The organism is Caballeronia mineralivorans PML1(12) (genome assembly GCF_001028175.1).
Taxonomy (GTDB): domain Bacteria; phylum Pseudomonadota; class Gammaproteobacteria; order Burkholderiales; family Burkholderiaceae; genus Caballeronia; species Caballeronia mineralivorans.
Genome location: NZ_AEJF01000143.1, coordinates 95804 through 115935, shown reverse-complemented (window position 1 = coordinate 115935; position 20132 = coordinate 95804). Strand labels below are relative to the sequence as shown.

The window sequence follows — 20132 nt, the reverse complement described above, 5'->3', positions numbered from 1 at the left end:
GGTTTGCGCCGGTCGCGCTAGAACGCAAAGCAGCTGCAACCCAACGCGCCCCAGAACCCGTTGGCATCGCTGACGGGAACATTCTTTCGCCATGCCCATCCGTGAGCGTGAGCATGCACACCGCACAGGTTCACGCAGCCATCAACACACGCAACGGCCGTCGGCTTGAAGCGACTATAACCACCGAATTCGGCGACTGGCGACCATGACGGGCTGACCGGCAAGTCAGGCGGTGCGAGCGGCTTGAATTCTTCATCGGCGTAAACCACGCTACCGTTGACCACCGTCATGACCGAGTTCAGATACTTGATCTGTGTTTCGTCGACGCTGAAATAGTCGTCGCTAAGTGCAACGAAATCCGCGAAGGCGCCTGGGACTAGTGCGCCCTTGCGATCGTCTTCGCTCGAGAACCATGCGCTGCCGACGGTATAACGGCGCAGCGCTTCCATACGGTCAAGGCGGTTTTCGGCCGAGTACATCTGCGTGCCGCCCACAGTCTTGCCCGACACCATCCAGTAAAGCGAAACAAAGGGGTTGAAGCTGGCGACGCGCGTGGCGTCGGTGCCTGCGCCAACCGGCACGCCCATATCGAGCATGCGACGGATCGGCGGCGTGCGCCTGACGGCTTCTTCGCCATACTGATGCATAAAGTATTCGCCCTGAAACGCCATCCTGTGCTGAACCGCGATACCACCGCCAAGCAAACGAATCCGCTCTATGTTTCGGTCCGTCACGGTTTCGCAGTGGTCGAAGAACCATCGGAGGCCACTAAAGGGAATGTCCGCGTTGACGCGCTCGAATACGTTGAGGAACCGGTTGATCGATTCATCGTAGGTGGCATGCAGCCGGAACGGCCAGCGATTCGCCACGAGCAGACGGACAACCGCCTCCAGCTCTTCTTCAAGCGAATCGGGCAAGTCCGGACGCGGCTCGAGGAAGTCTTCGAAATCGGCGGCCGAGAACACCAGCATTTCGCCCGCGCCGTTCACGCGCAGGAAGTCGTCGCCCTCGCCCGGTTTCGTCATCTTGACCCACTTGGCGAAGTCGTCGATTTCCTTCTTGGCATTCTGCGTGAACAGGTTATAGGCGATACGCACGGTGAGCTCGCCGCGCTTCGCCAGGTCCATGATCACCGCGTAGTCGTCGGGATAAGCCTGATAGCCGCCGCCCGCATCTATAGTGCTGGTCACGCCGAGCCGGTTCAATTCGCGCATGAAATGGCGCGTTGAATTCACCTGGTCGTCGTGGGCGAGCTTCGGTCCCTTGGCCAGCGTTGCATAGAGCAAGCCGGCGTTCGGGCGCGCGATCAGCATGCCCGTGGGATTGCCGCGCTTGTCACGCTGGATCTCGCCGCCCGGCGGATTCGGCGTGTCCTTGGTATAGCCCACCGCACGCAACGCGGCAGCGTTGAGCAATGCGCTGTCATAGAGATGCAGGATGAACACCGGCGTGTCCGGCGCGATGGCGTTGATTTCATCGAGCGTAGGGGCGCGCTTCTCGGCAAACTGAAATTCGTTCCATCCACCTACCACGCGAACCCATTGCGGCGCAGGCGTACGGGCAACTTGCTTGCGCAGCATGTCGAGCGCGTCGGCCAGTGACGGCACGCCGTCCCAACGCAACTCCATATTGAAGTTGAGACCGCCGCGGATAACGTGGAGGTGGCTATCGTTCAGGCCCGGAATAACCGTGCGGCCCTGCAGGTCGATGCAGCGAGTCGCGTCCGTCGCAAGGCGCATGATTTCATCGCGGGAGCCGGTCGCGATAACGCGCCCGCTGGCAACCGCTATCGAGTCTGCGAACGAGCGCTTCTCGTCCTGTGTCGCAATCTTCCCGTTAAAGAAAATTGAATCGGGAGGCGTTGGCTTATCGGCTGAAGTAGACATGGTATTCCTTGAATGGGCACTGAACCGGCCACGCGCCAGCGCATTAATCGCCGAACGCTCGACTCGAACGAGCGCGGCGCATCCGGCCGCGACTCGAATGGCGGATCTTTTAACCAGTAATCCTTATTATTTAATCGTGTGACTCGTCACGGCACGCCGGTTCGTGACCGGCGTGCCGTGACACGGATTAGCCCGCTTCGCTCGCGTGTGCGCCCAGGATCGACTTTGCGTACCGCACGCCGATGCCGTAGGAGCTGTGCTCTTTCAGAATGTCCATGCAGCCTTCATACGTTGCCGTGCGGCCCCAGTCGCGTTGCAGTTCGAACATGAACTGAAGCGACGTCATGGGCACCGCTCCTGCCTGGATGATGCGCTGCACTGCGCGCTCATGCGCCTCGTGCGAGACGTCGCCGCAGGCATCGGTCGGCACATAGACTTCGTAGCCGTCGTTGATCATCTGGATCGTCGGGAACGAGACACAGACCTCCGTCCACAGTCCGGCGACCACGATCTTCTTGCGGCCGGTTGCCTCGATCGCCTTGCGGAAATTGCTGTCTTCCCACGAGTTCATCGACGTGCGGTCGATCGGCGTGTATTCAGGGAACACTGACTGGACTTCCGGAACCATGTCGCCGCTGAACGTCTTGGCTGCAACCGTGCTCAGGATCGTCGGCACCTGGAAGAGTTTCGCAGCCTTCGCGATCGCCTGAACGTTGTGCAGAATGGTGGTGCGTTCATGCGATGCCGTGCCAAAGAACATTTGCGGCTGATAGTCGATAAGGGCGACAGCGCATGAATCGGGCGTTAGTAATTCGAAGGCCATGGAAAAACTCCTGTGTCCGGGAAAAGAAACAGCGGCCGTTCAAGCGGTATCGAATGGGAGTTCGACTAAGACCGCTTGCGCGACTTTGCTGAGAACGAGACTGGACTTTAGGAGTTCAAGTACTGAAAGTCCTTGGCACATCCCTTAAAAATACTTAAGGGAATGCCGATGTCGAACCCGCCGTAGTCGGCTTCAGCGAGATCATCGAGGATCTTATAAACTTGCTAAACGTTGGCCGTGCCGGTGTCGGCCAACGTCACACGGCGGGAAGTACGCGTCAGCAACGCAGCGCCCAGCGAAGACTCAAGGGCGTCCATGGTCCGGGTCACGGACGAGGTAGCAATGCCAAGACGCTGCGCTGCCTTGGAGAAGCCGCCAGTTTCGGCCACTTCAAGCAGCATTCGCAGCGCTAGCAGTTGATCCATTAAACCCTCTGACAAGTGTGGTCGGTTGCGCTCAGCGCAACGCCGCCTTGCGAATGGACCCTATTCTACTTAAGGGGCGCAACGTTTAAGCTTGCGGCAACCTTATTCCAAGGATGGCGTAATGCAAGCGATGTCGCGTTTCGTTGCTCCCAGTTTCAATCGTGCGGCGTGCCTCGCCGGTCATCCGAACTTGAAAGCCAATCGCACCGGAGCCCTATCATGAGAGCACCTGACAGACGTCGCGCGATTGTGATTGGCGGCTCGCTGGGTGGACTTTTTACAGCGGCCGCGCTTCGTTCCATTGGTTGGGACGCCACTGTCTTTGAGCAGTCACCGAACCAGCTAGATAGCCGCGGCGGTGGTATCGTGCTGCAGCCGGATGTCCTTGCCGCTTTTCGCTTTGCAGGTATCAAGCCTCCCGAAAGGCTGGGCGTTGACTCCGAAGATCGCGTGTACCTCGACCGCGACGGCCGCGTGCTTGAACAGTTTCATATGCCGCAGACGCAGACGTCGTGGAACCTGCTTTACACGACCTTGAAAGATGCGCTGGCGCCCGAGTCAATTCGATCAGGCGATGCCTTTACGAGTCATGTAGTCGATGGCGAACAGGTCATCGCGCGGTTTTCGAGCGGTCACACTGAAAGCGCAGATCTGCTGATTGCTGCCGATGGTCCGAGTTCGACCGTACGCAAGAGCGTATTGCCCGAAGTGGCGCCTGCGTATGCAGGATACGTGGCATGGCGAGGCCTCGTGCCCGAACCGGAACTTCCGGAAGCAGCGGCGCACAAGCTGCGTGAGCGCTTCACGTTTCAGCAGAGCCCGGGACATTCCGCGCTCGCGTACCTGGTGCCGGGCGAGGACGGGGCGACGAATGCTGGCGAGCGGCGCTTCAACTGGGTCTGGTACAGGAAGGTGGCGCCAGATGCGCTCGAGCGCTTGCTGCTCGATCGCAATGGCCGCCACCGCACCCATTCACTGCCGCCTGGAACTGTCAAGGACAGCGATTTACATGATCTGCGCACGGCTTCGGACGATCTGATGGCGCCGGTTTTCCGATCGCTGATCGATGAGACGAGCGAGCCGTTCTTGCAGATCATTCAGGATCTGCAAGTCAGGAACATGGTGTTTGGCCGCGTGATTCTGCTCGGCGATGCAGCGTTCATCGCCAGGCCGCATACTGCGGGCGGTACAGCGAAAGCCGCTGGAAACGCGTTGTCGCTGGCTGTTTCGCTCGCGGCCGCGTACGAATCGAGGGAACGCATCGACCGGGCGCTTGCGCGCTGGGAGGCCGATCAGCTTCAGCGCGGCATCCGCATGAATGACCTCGGCATGTCACTCGGTAATCGCATCATGAATATTGTCAGGTAACTCAATCTATGGAGCATGCATGACCCCGAATAGCCCATCGGCTAGCACCGCTTCAGGTCCGGTCAAGATGACCAGTGGCCTTATCGCGTTGTTCGCTTTCTGCTGCGGCGCGATTGTCGCGAATCTCTATTACGCGCAACCGATCATCGAATTGATCGGGCCGGACATTCATTTGTCGGCGAGCACGGCGAGCCTGGTCGTCTCGCTTACGCAGATTGGCTACGCATTCGGGTTGTTCTTCCTCGTGCCCTTGGGAGACCTGGTCGAGAATCGCAAGTTGATGATCACAACCGCGCTCGTCTCCATTGCGAGCCTCGCGGCCGCGGCGCTGATTCATCAGCCACACGCGTTCCTCCTGATCTCGCTGCTGGTCGGATTCAGTTCGGTAGCCGTGCAGATCCTGATCCCGCTCGCGGCGCATCTCGCACCCGACGAATCGCGCGGACGCGTTGTCGGCACGATCATGAGCGGGCTGTTGCTGGGCATTCTATTGTCGCGTCCACTATCGAGCTTTGTTGCGGGTCACTTCGGATGGCGCACGGTATTCGGTTCAGCGGCGGTCCTCATGACGCTGGTCACAGCGGTCCTGGCGTTCACGATTCCTTCGCGCCAGCCCGATCATAAAGCGACCTATGTGGAGCTTATCCGCTCGCTCGGGACGCTCGTTGCCACCATGCCCGTGTTGCGGCATCGAGCGTTGTATCAAGGGCTGATGTTTGCAACGTTCAGCTTGTTCTGGACCGCGGTACCCGTGGAATTGATTCGCCACTACGGTTTATCGCAGACGGGCGTGGCGCTCTTTGCGCTCGTCGGCGCGATTGGTGCAACGTCGGCACCGGTAGCGGGCCGCCTCGCCGATGCGGGTCATTCCGGGCGCGCGACGCTGATCGCGTTAGTCGTGGGCGCGCTGTCATTCCTGCCAGGGCTCGTTCATCCCGCGTGGGGCGTGGCGGGGCTCGTGGTGACAGGTATCGTGCTCGACTTCGCCGTGCAGATGAACATGGTCATCGGCCAACGAGAAATCTATGCGCTTCACGCGGCCAGCCGGAACCGTCTGAACGCGTTATATATGACGAGCATTTTCATTGGCGGCGCGTTCGGATCGGCGCTCGCCAGCATGTTGTTCGAGCGCGGCGGCTGGAGCTTGATCGCGATGGTCGCCAGCGTGTTTCCGCTTGTGGCGCTGGTGCATTATTTGTCGGTTGGAAGACTGGTCGCGCGGCCGGCTTGATGAATTGATCTAACGCGATTGTGCGAGTTGCGATGCGGCCGGTGTCAGATCCGTGCCGTTCCATCCTCCGCCCAACGCGCGCACCAGCGCAATCGTGGCCGACGGCGTTATCGAAAGCCTGAGCATTCCAACCCGCAAAAACAGAGCGGGGTCCCCAGCATGCGAACCCCGCTTTAACAACCTCAGCCTTGCAGGAAAGCGAGCAAGTCGGCGTTCACTTCGTCAGCATTCACAATGCACATGGCGTGCGATGCACCCGGATATACCTTCAGCTTGGCGTTCTTCACGATCTTGGCAGAGAGCCGGCCGGCCGCATCAATAGGCACGATCTGGTCGTCATCACCATGCAGGATCAGCGTGGGAACATCGATCTTCTTAAGGTCCTCCGTGTAGTCGACCTCGCTGAACTGCTTGATGCATTCGTACTGGCCTTGAATGGAACCCAGCATGCCCTCGCGCCAGAATTCGTCGATCCAGCCTTGCGACATTTTCGCATTGGGCCGGTTCATCCCAAAGAACGGCACAGCGAGGTCCTTGTAGAACTGCGAGCGGTTCGCCGCAACGCTCGCGCGAATGCCGTCGAAGACCGACATGGGCAAGCCACCAGGATTCGCTTCGGTCTTGACCATGAGCGGCGGCACCGCGCCGATCAACACGACCTTGGCCACGCGCTTCGTGCCGTGGCGGCCAATGTAATGCGCCACTTCGCCGCCGCCCGTGGAATGGCCCACGAGCATCGCGCCCTTCACGTCGAGCGCGTCCATGACCGCGGCCAGATCGTCCGCGTAGGTGTCCATGTTGTTGCCCGTCGATGTCTGATCCGAGCGGCCGTGGCCCCGGCGATCGTGTGCAATCACGCGGTAGCCCTTCTGCACGAGGAAGAGCATCTGCGGGTCCCAGGCGTCGGCATCGAGCGGCCAACCGTGGGAAAACATGACGGGCTGGCCGGTGCCCCAGTCCTTGAAGAAAATTCGCGCCCCATCTTTGGTCGTTACGTAACTCATGGACTTTGCTCCGTCGTGGTGATTGTTCGCGGCATGATGAATCGACGTCGTGGAATGGGCGGTCGCAGCCGCAGCCAGGTTGGACGTGCCGGCAGCGGCAAACGCAGCGCCTGCCATGCCGGCGGTGGTCACAAGCATTTTTCTTCTCGATGCCGACAGGCCATCGGTGCCTTGTGTTTCGCTCATTTTTATTCTCCAGTTGGCGTGCGATCAAGCCGCGATCGCGTCAATGCCACTATTTGAAAACTCAGAGACTACAAATGAACGATGTGAGCGTCCTTCAGAAATCCTTAAGCGTTCTGAAACAGGATTCGTGGGTGCGGGCCTGGACCGGGCTCCAGGATTTCGCCGACGCGCTGGACCGAAGCGCTTGCTTTCCGCACAACCGGATCAGCTTAATTAAGCAAAAGCCAAAGCCCTTTTAGGCATCGATCGTTACGATGCCTTCGGACGCTTGACCAGCCTGGAGGTGCTCATGTTGAGAGAGGCCGATGCATCGGTCGCAAGATCCCAATCGGGACCCGACAATGGCGATGCCGCGCGCTGGATCCGCATAGCCCAGGCGCTGCTGCTGCCGCCAGCGGGGAGCAAGCGCCCCGAACTTTCCCCTAATCGCAAGGTGCCCGGCGGTGAGGTCTCGCAAGCCTTCGTTCAAATCCTCGAGCGCCCCACCGGTCGCACCGCAGTGATACTTTGGCGCGACCCGGGGCGTTGCTATTACGCGGACCAGCTATGGGTTCGCGGAACGGCCGGATACGGCGGTCGATGCGCCTTGAGCGGCCAGTCGATCAAAAGCGGCGAGAGTATTTATCGCCCGCGACAGGGGAAGCCGCGCACGTTGAACGCCTTCGCCATGATCCTGGCAAGCGTCATCGAAGTTGAGTCGAGAGCCCGCGGTTTAATTTGACTGTTCACGGTTTTCCCTTAAATTACTTCCGCATCATCCTCAAGGGCGCTTCTCAACGCGTCCCGAGACACTTGCACCGGCTGAGCGCAACTCACGACGTCAAGACCCACCTTGACAGACGCCCGTTGCAGTGGCGACGGTTTCCAGGACTTGAACCTCGGCGACTCCCTCATTGGAGCTTGCAACTTCGTCAGTGACGCGGTCTGTAGACGGATTGGAAGAGTCACTCGGGACAGTCCTACTGAACCGAGCGACACGTCAGGTCACGCTATCGGATGCGGGAACGACCTACTATGTGCGCGCAAAGAAGATTCTCGATGATGTCGCCGAAGCCGATGCGTCGGTTACCGACCGCGGTTCCGAGCCCTACGAATCCTGACCACTCAATCCCGAGTGATGGAACTTGCTGCGCCGACGTAGTGATCCATCAGCGGAAAACAGAAAACGCCCCTCGGATTTTCGTCGCGAGGGGCGTTATCACCGGAGAACAGTTCCGCTTACAGCGCGGCGTCCTTCAGCTTCTTCAGCGGGCGCACCTTGAGGCGTACCGAAGCTGGCTTCGCCGCAAACCATTTGTCTTCACCCGTGAACGGGTCCTTGCCGAAGCGCTTCTTCTTGGCCGGGACATCTTGCGCGACTACTTTCAGCAAGCCTGGCAGCGTGAACTCCTTCGCGCCCTTCTTGTGAATCGATGCCAGCACCGTTTCTTCGAGCGCCGCCATCAACGCCTTGGCCGCCTTCGGCTCCACGCCTGAGCGCTCAGCCAGGTGAATGGTCAGCGATGCCTTGGTGAACGAATCCTTGATGGGTTTCAAGGGAGCGGCTGCCACAACAGGCTTCTTCACCGCAGGTGCTGCGGCTTTCTTGGCGACTGGCGCAGCAGCTTTTTTGCTGGCCGGTGCTGCTTTCTTGGTGGCGGGAGCCGCAGTTTTCTTGGTAGCAGTTGTTGCCATAAATTCCTCGCTTCTAGTCAAAGGTTGCCCAAGACCTTTGCCTTTGCGCCGTCACCGACTAACGCAAAGGTGCAAATCCTCGGGTTGGGTGCCAGCGTACCAACACCGACATGAAGACGCAACGTCTGAGGCCATAAATTAAGGGGGTTTCGACATGAAAGTCACGAAAACGGCGACCTGTACGTCACTTTATGCCGGCGGTTCCGATAAAACCCTCACAAAACATGGCTTGGAGAGCCCTTGAAGACGGCCGAACTAAAGAACAAACCTACTCTCGGACGGTCACTGCTTTGGGAAAAACAACACGCCGTCTGCAACGAAGCCGCCTGACTCTCAGGGAAGGACCATTCACGGGTCAGGAATGTCGAAAGGCAGATATTTTTTCTGCGAATCTTCATCGCTTTTTTTCGGCTCATCCCGGTAGCCTCTTGATTATTAGTGCGTTTAGACTGACGCCGAAACTGAAGATTCGGGGATGGGCTGCGTGCAGCATGCCATTTTCCTCCTCTTCATCTACGGCAAATACCGCATGATTCATTCACCAACGGACACCCATTCGAGCTATGTTCCGCCTGCGAGATATTCATCGACAATCAAGAAAGGCAGCCGGTCGACATACCAAGGCAGCATCCGGGCTGCTTGACTCGGTCGCGCGAAACCGTCCTGTCTGGATGGTTTCTTTCGCGGTAAGCCAGGCTGACTTATCTGAAGGACTGCGGGCGGCCTTCGCTTCGACAGCCATGCTGTTGCTCGGTAACGTATTGCACATGCCTGAGTTTTCCTGGGCGGCAATAGGCGCGTTTTGGACCTGCCTGGCTGACGCCGCAGGCTCTAACCGCATGAGGTTTGCGTCGATGAGCGCTTTTGCTTTGCTGTCGACTGTGTGCGGAGGACTTACCGCCTATGCGTCCGGTTCCGGAATCGTCGCGGCTGCCGGTGCGATCTTTGTCTTCTCAGGCTTAGGAGCGCTGGCCCGCATTTGGGGTTCGGCATCCGCCCAGGTCTCCATCCTCGCGGCAACGGCTTGCGTGGTGATGGTCGACCGGCCCATACATAGTTCAGGCGGGAACCTCCGCTTCCTGACGCTCTACCTGCTGGGGTGTCTATTCGCAACGGTGCTCAGTTTTACCGTCTGGCGGATTCATCCATTCGGTGCGAGCCGCGCGGCCATGCGCTCGACATACTCTCGATTGGCGGACATTGCGAACGACGGTGCACGCCTGCTCAAACGTGAACGCACCGGCTTTCAGGAGTGGGCGTCCCACGCGTCGCGGTTTCGCGGCCAGGCGCGCACTGCTATCGAACGGACTCGACGAGCGCTCGCTCGTGTACCGTCGGCAAAGACCGACCGACGAGATACGTACAGCGCCCTTCTTCTCGCGCTCGGCGACAGCGAGCAAATCTTCGCGTATCTCATCGCGGTAACGGACGCGTGCGAACGGGGCCATCATCGTCTGCCCAATCCCCAACGCGCCGCTCGCGTACTGGAAGCGGTCGGTGAAGTTCTTTCGCGTCTCGCTCGCGCGATTGCCGACAGACCGTGGGAGCCTTCATGGCAACAGCGCGACCGGCTGCATTCGCTTGCCCGTCGACTGGAAATCGCACTGGGAGAGAGTATCGCCCTTCGATTCGACGTCGATTTCAGCGCGCTCGAACCAACCCCGATCCAACAGGCATCGTGGCGGTCCGCTGCGGTCTCGAATTTCAAGCGCGGCATCGAAACCTTAAAAGCGAACGCCTCGACGCAATCCATCGGGGCACGGCATGCTGTCCGTGTCGCCGTCGCTACGACAGTCGCGTTCCTGACGGTGCGCTCGCTTCATCTTCCGTTCGGATATTGGGCGACGATGGCGACCGTTTTGATTCTTCAACCATCCGTCGGCACAAGTTGGCCCCGCAGTATTGAGCGCGCGGCAGGAAGCATCGTGGGTGGCCTGTTAGCCGCCGCGATAGGTTTGGCAGTCCACTCTCCGATTGCCATATCGCTGGTAGTTTTCCCCTTGGTGTGCGCAACGATGGCGTTAAGGCCCGTCAGCTACAGCTTGTTCGTGCTCTTCATCACGCCCACGTTCGTGCTGGTTGCAGACTTTGCCGCGCCTGGCGGCGCCGAAATCGCCTACGCCATCATCCGGCTGGAAAACAATGTCTTCGGTTGCGTCATTGCGTTGCTCGCGACGTTCTTGCTGTGGCCGAGCCGCGAGCCGGCCCGCTTCAAACAAAGACTCGCGGAGGCAGTCGCCGCGAATTTCAACTATCTCGCCGAATCGCTCGGCCGAACGAAAAGCGACGAACTCGAACTGGAACGGCTCCGCCGCGCGGCTGGGTTAGCCAGCAACAACGCTGAGGAAATCCTGGCCCGCCTGCGATTGGAGAAGCTCGATACAACCGACGACGACCGCACCGGGTCAACCGCACTTGCTCTCCTGCGCCGAGTAGCGGGAACCGCGACCCGGGCCCGTTCCACCGCTACTGCTACTACGCCGAACGCGCGACTTGCCAGTTGGATTCAGAGTGTTGGCAAGAGTATCGAGGCTAGCCTCGCGGGCGGGCCTTACCCTCGCCAGGACGAGGCTTATCCCAAGGAGGGGTTATCGCTGCTCGAAGCAGATGCGGTGAATCAGGTCGTGCTGCTGCGACGCTTGCTCCGTGAGGCCGGGCCGATTTAGGCGTCGAGATATCGAACGTACATTCCGTCACGCAAAACGAAAGCTGAAATCTTGAACCCCGCCAGCGCTGCTCGCTTCCGGTGGCTGCGTCTCCCATCAAGGGTAAAGGGCGCCCGGAGGCGCCCTTTGGTTGCTGCGGTTTCTAATTCTTTCCTTTCAATACGCGTTCGATTCCGACTGCGACACGATATCCAAATCATGACGATGCAGTGGTAACTCAAAAACGCGGTGTCCGCAAATGCATATCGGCATCTTCACTTGTTTCTTAAGTCAGCGTCGACCCTGGTCCTATGCGATGTCGTGACACGAGTGTCGCAAGCGTGCCGACCGCGCGGTCTCACGGGCAGCCGCGAGCGGTAACTGCGTGTTACCAATCTCGCAGGACGGTTTCACTTGTGAGCGCGAGCCGCGCATAGACTCCGGTGACTGGACGGCATCCGAGTCGGACCATCTTTTTGGAGCTACGAATGAACACACGGAATGTGGTCGCTGCAATATCGGCGCTGACATTACTTACGGCCGTCGGCACGGCGCACGCAGCGGGATGTCTGAAGGGCGCAGTGGTGGGTGGAGTGGCTGGCCACGTCGCAGGGCACCATGCCGTAATCGGAGCGGTTGGTGGTTGCATCGTGGGACATCACTATGCAAAAGAAAAGGAGAAAGAGCGGGCCGTAGCTGCGAGCCAACGCTCCGCGGTCGCGCCGTCCTGACGAGTGGAAGCAGGTAGCGCGTATCGCGCACGCAAAATATTGCGTGGTGCCCGATCCAATAGACGGATTGCTTGGCTCCGTCGTGCCTTGAATTGCGGACGGTCGTGTCAGCTGCTTACACGGTCACCGCCTCATCAAATCGGAGGGACCCATGCTGCGAATCCGTAGCCTCCGAGTTACCGCGCAGTTGGCTGAAACGGAGATGTGTGCCGAGTACTGCGCGCAAACCGGCCGTCTTCGCGTTCTTAGGGACGGTGCTCTCGTGCGCGAGTGGTTTCCGCCAAACTCCTGGATGGCCATTGCTTCAGTCGCCGGCGCGCGCAATTGGGGAACACGACCTGATTCGAATGAGCTTCGTGCGCTGCTGGAAAATCAGATGTCGCTGCTGAACATCGGCTAGTGATTGCGAGGGGCTGTGCGTAGCAACCGGAGGAGTCGTTGCTATTGCGACAAATAACACAGCCAATGCTAGGTGGTTTGTGCGTGCGGCGTTAGCGTGCGCCAGCTTCCTCAATGGCGCACTGCAAAGACGCAAATGCCCTCGCTACCCCGAGAAGCGCAACACCCGATGGGGATTGAATCGAGGCGAAGGTGAAGATCTGCCGCGATCACAACTATCGGACCACTCCAACCACCCCTCATTCAACCGTCACCGACTTAGCCAGATTCCTGGGCTTATCGATATCCGTTCCCCTCGCGAGGGCCGCATGAAAAGCGAGCAGTTGCATCGGGATCGTGTGCAGAATCGGCGAAAGCGGACCGTAGTACTCGGTGAGACGGATAACCTCTATACCCGGACTCGGCGAGATGCCGCAGTCGGCATCGGCGAATACAAAAAGCTTGCCGCTGCGCGCGCTGACCTCATGCATATTCGATTTGAGTTTCTCGAGTAACCGGTCATTGGGCGCGACAGCTACAACGGGCATCTCGTCGCTGACCAGTGCTAGAGGACCATGTTTCAACTCGCCAGCTGGGTAAGCTTCAGCGTGAATGTACGAGATCTCCTTCATCTTGAGAGCACCCTCCAGGGCGACCGGATAATGCATGCCGCGCCCGAGGAACAAGATGTTCTGTCGTCGAGTAAGTTGCTCTGCCCAGGCGATGATCTGCGGCTCCAGCGCAAGCACTTTGCTCATCGCGTCCGGAAGATGGCGAAGCGCGCGAAGATGAGTTTGCTCATCGTGTTCGGATAAGCGCTTACGTGCCTGAGCCAGCGTCAGCGCAAGCAGGAACAACGCAACAAGTTGCGTAGTGAAGGCCTTCGTCGATGCCACGCCAATCTCGACACCGGCCCGTGTAAAGAAGGTCAACGCGCATTCACGAGCCAGTGCGCTGCTCGGCACATTGCAGATCGCGAGCGTGTTCAGCATGCCTTGCTGCCTTGCGACCTGCACGGCGCCGAGGACATCCGCCGTCTCTCCACTTTGCGACACCGCGACAACCAGCGTCTTCGGATTCGGCACGCTCTCGCGATACCGGTATTCACTCGCAATTTCCACGCTGACCGGCAGTTGCGCCAGGCTTTCTATCCAGTACTTGGCGGTCAGTGCTGCGTGATAGCTTCCCCCACACGCGAGAAGCAGGACGGAATCCACGGAATTCAGCACTCGCCAGGCGTTGTCGCCAAACAGTTCCGGCATGATCGATGTGACGTCCTGCAGCGTGTCGGCGACCGCGCGCGGCTGCTCGAAAATTTCCTTCTGCATGTAATAGCGGTAAAGCCCCAGGTCGGCCGCCCCGCTATGCGCCGCGACGGTATGCACTCGGCGTTCGACACGGCGGCCATCGGCGTCGACTATCCTATGCCGGTGAAGCTGGATATCGACAACATCGCCGTTCTCGAGGTAGGCAATCTGATCTGTAATGTTCGATAGCGCAATGGCATCGGAGGCCAGGAAGTTCTCGCCATCGCTTATGCCAACCACTAACGGCATGCCGTCCCGCGCACCGACCAGCCGGTGCGGCTCGTCACGACACAGCACCGCAATGGCATAGCTCCCGCGCAGTTGCGCGACGGCTTCCTTGACGGCCTCGAACAAGTCGCCGTTGTACAAGTGGTCGATCAAGTGCGCGATCACTTCGCTGTCGGTCTGGCTAGCGAAGGCGTACCCGCTTTCCTCAAGCGCCGCTCGCAACTCTTCGTGATTTTCGATGATGCCGTTATGCGAGAGCGCGATTCGCGGTGTTTCCGCGCTTGGCGAAAAATGCGGATGGGCATTCGCGGTAACGGGCTTACCATGCGTCGCCCAACGCGTATGAGCAATGCCCGTGTAACCGGACAAAGCCTCCTTGGTGATCACGTCCTGCAAGTGCGCAACGCGATCGACGCTGCGAGCGCGTACCAGTTTCCCCGCCTGATATAACGCGACACCGCATGAGTCGTAGCCTCGATATTCCAGGCGTTTAAGTCCATCGACCAGATTGGGCAGGATGTCCCGTTGCGCGACCGCGCCGACAATTCCACACATGACGTTGTTCCCTAGACGGTCCCCCTTGGAACCGGTACTCGAATGTTAAGGTTGATTTAGTGGAATTTAATTTCATAATTATGGCTTATATGAAATTTCAACCAATACAATTAAGCTAATGAAATTTTATTTCATGCTTAGCGATCTGAAGCCATCCATACGGAGCCTCAAGTGCCGGGAATTTATCTGGACGACCTCGACCTTCGCATTCTTGGAATCCTGCAAAGAGATTCGTCGATCTCAAACATTGAGCTTGCCGCGCGCGTACACGCATCGCCGCCTACGTGTTTGCGGCGGGTGAGCAAACTCAAGGAAGCGGGAGTCATTCAGCGCGAAGTGGCGATTCTCGATTACGCCAAAATCGGCTCGACACTGACCGCGATTATTGAAGTAAGCCTCGACCGGCAAGCGGCCGAAGACCTCGACAGTTTCGAAGCCTATATCTGCGCCGAAGCGGCGGTGACCCAGTGTTATCGAGTGTCGCCGGGACCCGACTTCCTGGTTGTAGCCGAAGTCGCCGACATGCCGGAATACGACGAACTCGCGCGCCGACTGTTCAAGGCGTCCTCGAATATTCGCAACGTGCGCACATTCTTTTCGACCCATCGCGCCAAGTTCGAGGCCAACGCCCCGGTTAGCGCGATAGCTGATCGAGGCAAATGATCGGTAACGATACGAAAGCACCACTCTGAGAGTTGAGTTACCGCGATGCGTGCAGCACCTCAGCAGTCGAAACGACCGTGCAATATTCGCCGTGCAGATTCGCTAGCGACATGGCGTGGACCTCTTCCGCACTTCGCGCCCGACCGTCCCAGTCCAGGCGACCGAACGTGAAGCATCCGTCCGCGACCAGATAGGTGTCGAAGCCGAGGTTACCGGCCATGCGAACCGTGGTCTCGACCGAATTGTTCGTAATCACGCCGACCACAACGAGGCCGGTATGCCCGCCCTCACGCAGTCTCGCTTCTAATCCCGTACCAATGAACGCGTTGTTCGTGTGTTTTGCAATGACCGGCTCGCCAGGCGACGGAGCGACCTCGGGTTTGAAATCGTTTCCCGGTTGACCTGGACGATAGTGCGAAGCAGGCTCGACGGAATCATGCCGCACATGCCAGACAGGCCAGTTCTCAACGCGCCAGTGCGCTAATAGGCGGCCGATCTCGCTTTCGGCCGAGGGGTTGTTGCGAATTCCCCAGTCCGGGTGATCAATCGCTTTCTGCAGGTCGATTAACAGCAGCACCGACCCGCGAATAGAAGATGCGCTCATGGGTTGATCCTAAGTGGGTCAGTCGCGACGAAGTATAGCCGGGGCATATTCGCTTAGCCCAAGCTAAGCCAAAGCCTAAGCCAAGCGACAACGCCGCCGCAACTAGCCACCAGCTTCAGTTTGGAAAAGCCTCGCACCAAGAAAATCCACGAACACCCTGAGCTTGGGCGAGAGGTGCCGGCTAGACGGCCATAGCACCCAAAACTGCCCCGGTTTCACAAGATAATCATCTAGCATGGTCTCGAGCGCTCCGCTCCTGATCGCTTCCTGCACCAGGAAATCAGGCATATAAGCGATCCCGAATCCGCCGATAGCGGCTGCTTGCAGCGCTTCCATGTTGTTGCAAGTCAGCGCAGTTTGGAGGCGTGGCTCAAGGTTTATAGCGTCATTGCTTAGCGACCATTCCTGCAATTTCCCGCTAGTCGGAAAGCGGAAACGAATGCATTTGTGATGCTCCAGATCATCTGGTGTCTCGGGCACACCGCTCTGTTCGAGATAACTCGGCGACGCGCAGAGCACAAAGCGGAACGGCCCAAGCCGCTTCGACACCAACCGCGAGTCCGGCAAGTCTCCGCTGCGAATGACGGCATCGAATCCCTCTTCGATGACATCGACGAGACGGTCATTAAAATCCAGGTCCACTTCAATCTCGGGATACAGCGCATAGAACGCAGGAAGGACCGGCAGCAAGAAGCGATAGCCGATAGTCGGCAGGCTCACCCGCAACTTGCCGCGCGGCGTTTGCGCGGCGTGCGACAGCATGGCTTCGGCATCTTGCAGGTCATCAAGAATGCGACGGCAACGTTCGTAAAACAGCGCGCCCTCCGCTGTCAGGCTGACGCGGCGCGTGCTGCGATGCAACAGGCGCACGCCCATCGTCTGCTCAAGCCTGGCGACGTTCTTGCCGACTGCCGACGCCGATACGCCAAGCACGCGCCCGGCCGCCACGAAGCTCAAGGTTTCTGCTGTCCGCACGAAGGCGACGATTCCGCTCAGGCTGTCCATGTTGCAATATTAGAGAGTTTTTCTCCGTTATCAAAGGATCTGACGCCCGTTTATCGTCGATTTCCTCCGCATTAGACTCGTTGCACGGTGAGCGATGGTTAAGGCGAATAGCGCCTGGCGCCCTCATCGCTTTTGCAAATAAGGGGCGACGATGACGAACAACATGCATTCCACGAAGGGCAGGAATTCAATCCTCGCGGCCGTTTGCCTGGCAGCTGTGATCCTGCCGATGAGCTTTTCAGGAGGAGCTGTCGCTACACCGGCTATCGGCCGCGATCTGGGAGGAACAGCGGTTGAGTTGAACTGGATTACCAACGCATTCATGCTCACGTTCGGCGGCTTCCAGATGGCGGCTGGTGCACTGGCGGATGAGTTCGGACGCAAGAGGCTATTTACGATCGGCGTCACGCTGTTCGCCGCGATCTCGCTAGCGTCGGGTTTCGCTCCATCGGTCCTGTCACTGGACTTGCTGCGAGCCGCGCAGGGTATTGCCGCCGCGGCGACCTTGGCCGGTGGCGCGGCGTCGCTCGCCCAGGAGTTCGAAGGCCATGCGCGAACCCGCGCGTTCAGCGTGCTGGGCACGACTTTTGGTATTGGCCTCGCGTTCGGTCCGCTGCTGGCCGGCTTTCTGACCGAGACCTTCGGCTGGCGATCCATCTTCTTGTCGACCACGGTTGTCGGCGTTCTAGCGTTGGTGTTCGGTGCGCCGCGTATGCGCGAATCACGCGATCCGAATGCAACCGGCCTCGACTGGCCGGGCACGCTAAGCTTCACCGGAACGCTGAGCCTTTTCACGTTTGGCGTGATTCAGGCGCCTGCAAGCGGATGGGCGAGTCCCTTGGTGATCGCGCTGCTTGTTGGCAGCGCTGTGCTGTTCGCGGCTTTCATCGTGATCGAAACGCGTGCCTCGCGGCCGATGCTCGATCTGTCCTTGTTCCGCTATCCCCGTTTCGTCGGCGTCCAGGTGCTGCCGATTGCCACCTGTTATTGCTACATCGTGCTGCTCGTATTGCTGCCGCTTCGTTTCATCGGGATCGAGGGGCATAGTGAGATCGATGCCGGCTTGCTGTTGTTGTCGCTGTCGGCTCCCATGCTTGTTATCCCGTCGCTGGCGGCTACGCTGACGCGCTGGATCTCAGCCGGCATTATCTCGGGCGTCGGCCTGCTGATTGCCGCGGCGGGTCTTGCGTGGCTCAGCCGGATCAACCTCGGAGGATCGGGCCACGCAGCGGTACTGCCGATGCTATTGATCGGCTTAGGCGCCAGCATGCCGTGGGGTTTGATGGATGGTTTGTCGGTGAGTATCGTACCGAAGGAACGCGCGGGCATGGCGACAGGCATATTCAATACAACTCGCGTGGCAGGTGAAGGCGTTGCACTCGCGATCGTCAGCGCGATCCTTGCGGCGTTGTCCCAGTCCAGGCTCAAGGAGCTTCTGCCGAATGCGGATCCGGCGCTCTCCACACGAATTACCGGAGCCGCCGGACGCGTTGCAACGGGCAACCTGACGCATGCCGCCGCCCTGCTTCCAGAGATCGGCCGACCGCTGCTGAGCCAAAGCTACGGCGATGCATTCCGGGATCTGCTCTACATCCTGATTGCCATCACCGTGGTGGCGGCGCTGGTTATCTTCGGATTTCTCGGTCGCACGTCGTCTAATACCGCGCAGGCAAATGCTGAAGGCACCGACACGTCACTTGCCGCTAAGAGCGCGAATGTCTAAGAAGGAACCCGCTTTCACTACGCGGCGGCCAAGCGAAATACGTTAACCGTTTCGCGCAACATCTGCGCCTGCTCTTGCATCGATTGAGCGGCGGCCGTGGCTTGTTCGACCATCGCAGCATTTTGCTGAGTGGTTTCATCCATTTGAGCAATAGCGATGTTCACCTGTTCGATACCGCGACTCTGCTCTTCGGACGCCACCGAGATTTCGGCAATGATGTCGGTGACACGCTGCACCGCTTGAACCAGCGACTGCATGGTCGTGCCGGCGCGTTCCACCAGCGCCTTGCCGTCGTCGACCTTGCCGGTGGACTCTTCGATCAGGCTCTTGATCTCCTTGGCTGCGTCGGCGCTGCGGCGTGCCAGGTTACGTACTTCGCCTGCCACGACTGCAAACCCCCGCCCTTCCTCGCCCGCGCGCGCCGCTTCAACCGCGGCGTTGAGCGCGAGGATATTCGTCTGGAACGCGATGCCTTCGATTACGGAGATGATGTCGACCACCCGCGTGGAACTGGCTGCGATGCTTTGCATCGTCGCGACGACTTGTTGCACCGCGGTCCCACCCTCGCTCGCGATCAGCGATGCGTTGGCGGCCATCTTGTTCGCCTGATGTGCGTTCTCGGCGTTTTGTTTCACCGTCGCGGTCAACTGCTCCATGCTTGCAGCGGTTTCGCTGATCGACGACGCCTGCTGCTCCGTGCGCGCAGAGAGGTCATGGTTGCCCGCCGCAATCTGCTGGGCGGCCACGGTGATGGTTTCAGTGCCGCCGCGAATACGCCGGACCGTATCGGCGAGCCGTTCCTGCATGCGTTGCATCGCGGACAACATGCTGCCTGCATCCGTTGCGCTCAGCGCGACTTCGTGCGAAAGGTCGCCGTTCGCGATGTCCTCGGCAACCGAAGCCGCATACGCCGGTTCGCCGCCCAGACTGTGCTTCACGTTCCGTATGATCAATACAAGCGCCACCGAACTCACGCCGCCGATCAACAGGATCACAATCAGGTATTGCAGCAGGCTGACCTTGAACGCGTCGTTGATATCGTTGACGTACACGCCGGAGATCAAATACCAATCCCACGGCGCGAAGCGCTTGACGAAACTGATCTTCGGCACGTATTCCGTTTTGCCCGGCAAGCGGGCCATGTACGGCACGAACCCTTGCCCGTTTGCCTGGGCGACCTTGACCATCTCGACGAACAACAGCTTGCCGTTCGTATCCTTGTAGTCGCTCACATCCTTCATGCGCAGGTCGGCAAGCACCGGATGCATGATAACCACCGGGTGTGCGGTTGTAATGAGCATGTAGCCGTTGCCCGGATAGCGCATGACGGCGAGTTTCGCCTTGGCCTGCTCCTGAGCCTGCTCCAAAGTCAGTTGATGCGCGTCTACTTGTTTGGCGTAGTCGGCAACAACACCGTAGGCTGACTCGACCACGTTTTGGACTGCGCTCTTGCGCTCCGCGGTCATGGTTTCGCGCGACTGCCACGCGGCCCATCCGCCCAGGGACAAGAGTCCCAGCCACGTGACGAGCAGCGCCAGCCATAATTTGGTGTTCAAACTGAGACGGTCCAATCCACTCTCCGATGCACGGCGCAAGCCATAACCCGGCGCATGCGATTCATGCGCCGCTCTGTGCATATCGGCCGTCCAGCGGAAACCTGAAGTAAGGAAAACAAGTATGACGCGGTCAAGTCCGT

16 protein-coding genes and 2 pseudogenes are annotated in these 20132 nt (G+C 59.2%); 9 read left to right on the top strand and 9 right to left on the bottom strand.

What is annotated here, in order from left to right; all coding sequences use genetic code 11:
• Window positions 1–17: 17 nt before the first annotated feature.
• From EOS_RS23860 to EOS_RS23850, 3 genes and pseudogenes are all read right to left on the bottom strand, one after another.
• A complete protein-coding gene (locus tag EOS_RS23860) occupies window positions 18–1886 on the bottom strand; it encodes an amidohydrolase (protein ID WP_047849179.1) in 1869 nt (622 codons plus the stop codon).
• Between the two features lie 187 nt (window positions 1887–2073).
• Window positions 2074–2709, bottom strand: coding sequence for a hydrolase (locus tag EOS_RS23855; protein WP_047849178.1), 636 nt, complete (start codon window positions 2707–2709; stop codon window positions 2074–2076).
• A 164-nt stretch (window positions 2710–2873) separates the two neighbouring features.
• Window positions 2874–3134: pseudogene (locus EOS_RS23850) on the bottom strand (helix-turn-helix domain-containing protein); the annotation flags it as partial.
• Between the two features lie 219 nt (window positions 3135–3353).
• Between EOS_RS23850 and EOS_RS23845 the strand changes: the two are divergent.
• The gene (locus EOS_RS23845) at window positions 3354–4502 is read left to right on the top strand and encodes an FAD binding domain-containing protein (RefSeq protein ID WP_047849176.1); all 1149 of its coding nucleotides are present in this window, start codon (window positions 3354–3356) and stop codon (window positions 4500–4502) included.
• Between the two features lie 19 nt (window positions 4503–4521).
• Window positions 4522–5733: an MFS transporter gene (locus EOS_RS23840; protein ID WP_047849175.1), complete on the top strand. Its 1212-nt coding sequence runs from the start codon at window positions 4522–4524 to the stop codon at window positions 5731–5733.
• 182 nt (window positions 5734–5915) lie between these two features.
• Here EOS_RS23840 and EOS_RS23835 read toward each other — a convergent pair whose 3' ends face one another.
• Window positions 5916–6737, bottom strand: coding sequence for an alpha/beta fold hydrolase (locus EOS_RS23835; RefSeq protein WP_047849301.1), 822 nt, complete (start codon window positions 6735–6737; stop codon window positions 5916–5918).
• Window positions 6738–7191: 454 nt separating this feature from the next.
• Here EOS_RS23835 and EOS_RS23830 point away from each other — a divergent pair, with 454 nt between their 5' ends.
• On the top strand, window positions 7192–7644 hold the full coding sequence (locus EOS_RS23830; protein ID WP_152693166.1) for a DUF3331 domain-containing protein: 453 nt from the start codon (window positions 7192–7194) through the stop codon (window positions 7642–7644).
• A gap of 154 nt (window positions 7645–7798) precedes the next feature.
• A pseudogene (locus EOS_RS46410) lies at window positions 7799–8011 on the top strand (LysR family transcriptional regulator); the annotation flags it as partial.
• A 130-nt stretch (window positions 8012–8141) separates the two neighbouring features.
• On the opposite strand, the gene EOS_RS23825 reads toward EOS_RS46410, so the two are convergent.
• Complete coding sequence (locus EOS_RS23825) at window positions 8142–8597, bottom strand: HU family DNA-binding protein (protein ID WP_047849174.1); 456 nt, start codon at window positions 8595–8597, stop codon at window positions 8142–8144.
• An 854-nt stretch (window positions 8598–9451) separates the two neighbouring features.
• On the opposite strand from EOS_RS23825, the gene EOS_RS23820 reads away from it, so the two are divergent.
• The 3 genes from EOS_RS23820 to EOS_RS23810 all read left to right on the top strand — a co-directional run bounded on the left by EOS_RS23820 (window position 9452) and on the right by EOS_RS23810 (window position 12373).
• The gene (locus EOS_RS23820; protein ID WP_235442940.1) at window positions 9452–11263 is read left to right on the top strand and encodes an FUSC family protein; all 1812 of its coding nucleotides are present in this window, start codon (window positions 9452–9454) and stop codon (window positions 11261–11263) included.
• 467 nt (window positions 11264–11730) lie between these two features.
• Window positions 11731–11973 (top strand): hypothetical protein, encoded by a 243-nt coding sequence (locus EOS_RS23815; protein ID WP_047849172.1) that lies wholly within the window; start codon window positions 11731–11733, stop codon window positions 11971–11973.
• Window positions 11974–12124: 151 nt separating this feature from the next.
• Window positions 12125–12373, top strand: a complete 249-nt coding sequence (locus EOS_RS23810) for a hypothetical protein (protein ID WP_047849171.1) — start codon at window positions 12125–12127, stop codon at window positions 12371–12373.
• A gap of 238 nt (window positions 12374–12611) precedes the next feature.
• Here the strand turns inward: EOS_RS23810 and glmS are convergent, their stop codons facing one another.
• The gene (glmS, locus tag EOS_RS23805) at window positions 12612–14441 is read right to left on the bottom strand and encodes a glutamine--fructose-6-phosphate transaminase (isomerizing) (RefSeq protein ID WP_047849170.1); all 1830 of its coding nucleotides are present in this window, start codon (window positions 14439–14441) and stop codon (window positions 12612–12614) included.
• Between the two features lie 171 nt (window positions 14442–14612).
• Between glmS and EOS_RS23800 the strand changes: the two genes are divergently transcribed.
• On the top strand, window positions 14613–15104 hold the full coding sequence (locus EOS_RS23800) for an Lrp/AsnC family transcriptional regulator (RefSeq protein WP_047849169.1): 492 nt from the start codon (window positions 14613–14615) through the stop codon (window positions 15102–15104).
• Window positions 15105–15141: 37 nt separating this feature from the next.
• On the opposite strand, the gene EOS_RS23795 is transcribed toward EOS_RS23800, so the two are convergent.
• Both EOS_RS23795 and EOS_RS23790 read right to left on the bottom strand, forming a co-directional pair.
• On the bottom strand, window positions 15142–15708 hold the full coding sequence (locus tag EOS_RS23795) for a cysteine hydrolase family protein (protein WP_047849168.1): 567 nt from the start codon (window positions 15706–15708) through the stop codon (window positions 15142–15144).
• A gap of 102 nt (window positions 15709–15810) precedes the next feature.
• The gene (locus EOS_RS23790; RefSeq protein WP_047849167.1) at window positions 15811–16713 is read right to left on the bottom strand and encodes a LysR family transcriptional regulator; all 903 of its coding nucleotides are present in this window, start codon (window positions 16711–16713) and stop codon (window positions 15811–15813) included.
• Window positions 16714–16864: 151 nt separating this feature from the next.
• Here EOS_RS23790 and EOS_RS23785 point away from each other — a divergent pair, with 151 nt between their 5' ends.
• Entirely contained in the window at window positions 16865–18436 is a 1572-nt protein-coding gene (locus EOS_RS23785) for an MFS transporter (protein ID WP_047849166.1), read from the top strand.
• Window positions 18437–18453: 17 nt separating this feature from the next.
• Here EOS_RS23785 and EOS_RS23780 read toward each other — a convergent pair whose 3' ends face one another.
• Window positions 18454–20007, bottom strand: coding sequence for a methyl-accepting chemotaxis protein (locus EOS_RS23780; RefSeq protein WP_047849299.1), 1554 nt, complete (start codon window positions 20005–20007; stop codon window positions 18454–18456).
• Window positions 20008–20132 lie beyond the last annotated feature (125 nt).

Bases quoted from the DNA above. Each gene is read 5' to 3' on its own strand.
- EOS_RS23815 (WP_047849172.1), top strand. From the start codon at position 11,731: ATGAACACACGGAATGTGGTCGCTGCAATATCGGCGCTGACATTACTT.
- glmS (WP_047849170.1), bottom strand. From the start codon at position 14,441: ATGTGTGGAATTGTCGGCGCGGTCGCGCAACGGGACATCCTGCCCAAT.
- EOS_RS23835 (WP_047849301.1), bottom strand. From the start codon at position 6,737: ATGAGTTACGTAACGACCAAAGATGGGGCGCGAATTTTCTTCAAGGAC.
- EOS_RS23790 (WP_047849167.1), bottom strand. From the start codon at position 16,713: ATGGACAGCCTGAGCGGAATCGTCGCCTTCGTGCGGACAGCAGAAACC.
- EOS_RS23845 (WP_047849176.1), top strand. From the start codon at position 3,354: ATGAGAGCACCTGACAGACGTCGCGCGATTGTGATTGGCGGCTCGCTG.
- EOS_RS23810 (WP_047849171.1), top strand. From the start codon at position 12,125: ATGCTGCGAATCCGTAGCCTCCGAGTTACCGCGCAGTTGGCTGAAACG.
- EOS_RS23785 (WP_047849166.1), top strand. From the start codon at position 16,865: ATGACGAACAACATGCATTCCACGAAGGGCAGGAATTCAATCCTCGCG.
- EOS_RS23855 (WP_047849178.1), bottom strand. From the start codon at position 2,709: ATGGCCTTCGAATTACTAACGCCCGATTCATGCGCTGTCGCCCTTATC.
- EOS_RS23825 (WP_047849174.1), bottom strand. From the start codon at position 8,597: ATGGCAACAACTGCTACCAAGAAAACTGCGGCTCCCGCCACCAAGAAA.
- EOS_RS23840 (WP_047849175.1), top strand. From the start codon at position 4,522: ATGACCCCGAATAGCCCATCGGCTAGCACCGCTTCAGGTCCGGTCAAG.
- EOS_RS23820 (WP_235442940.1), top strand. From the start codon at position 9,452: ATGAGCGCTTTTGCTTTGCTGTCGACTGTGTGCGGAGGACTTACCGCC.
- EOS_RS23795 (WP_047849168.1), bottom strand. From the start codon at position 15,708: ATGAGCGCATCTTCTATTCGCGGGTCGGTGCTGCTGTTAATCGACCTG.
- EOS_RS23860 (WP_047849179.1), bottom strand. From the start codon at position 1,886: ATGTCTACTTCAGCCGATAAGCCAACGCCTCCCGATTCAATTTTCTTT.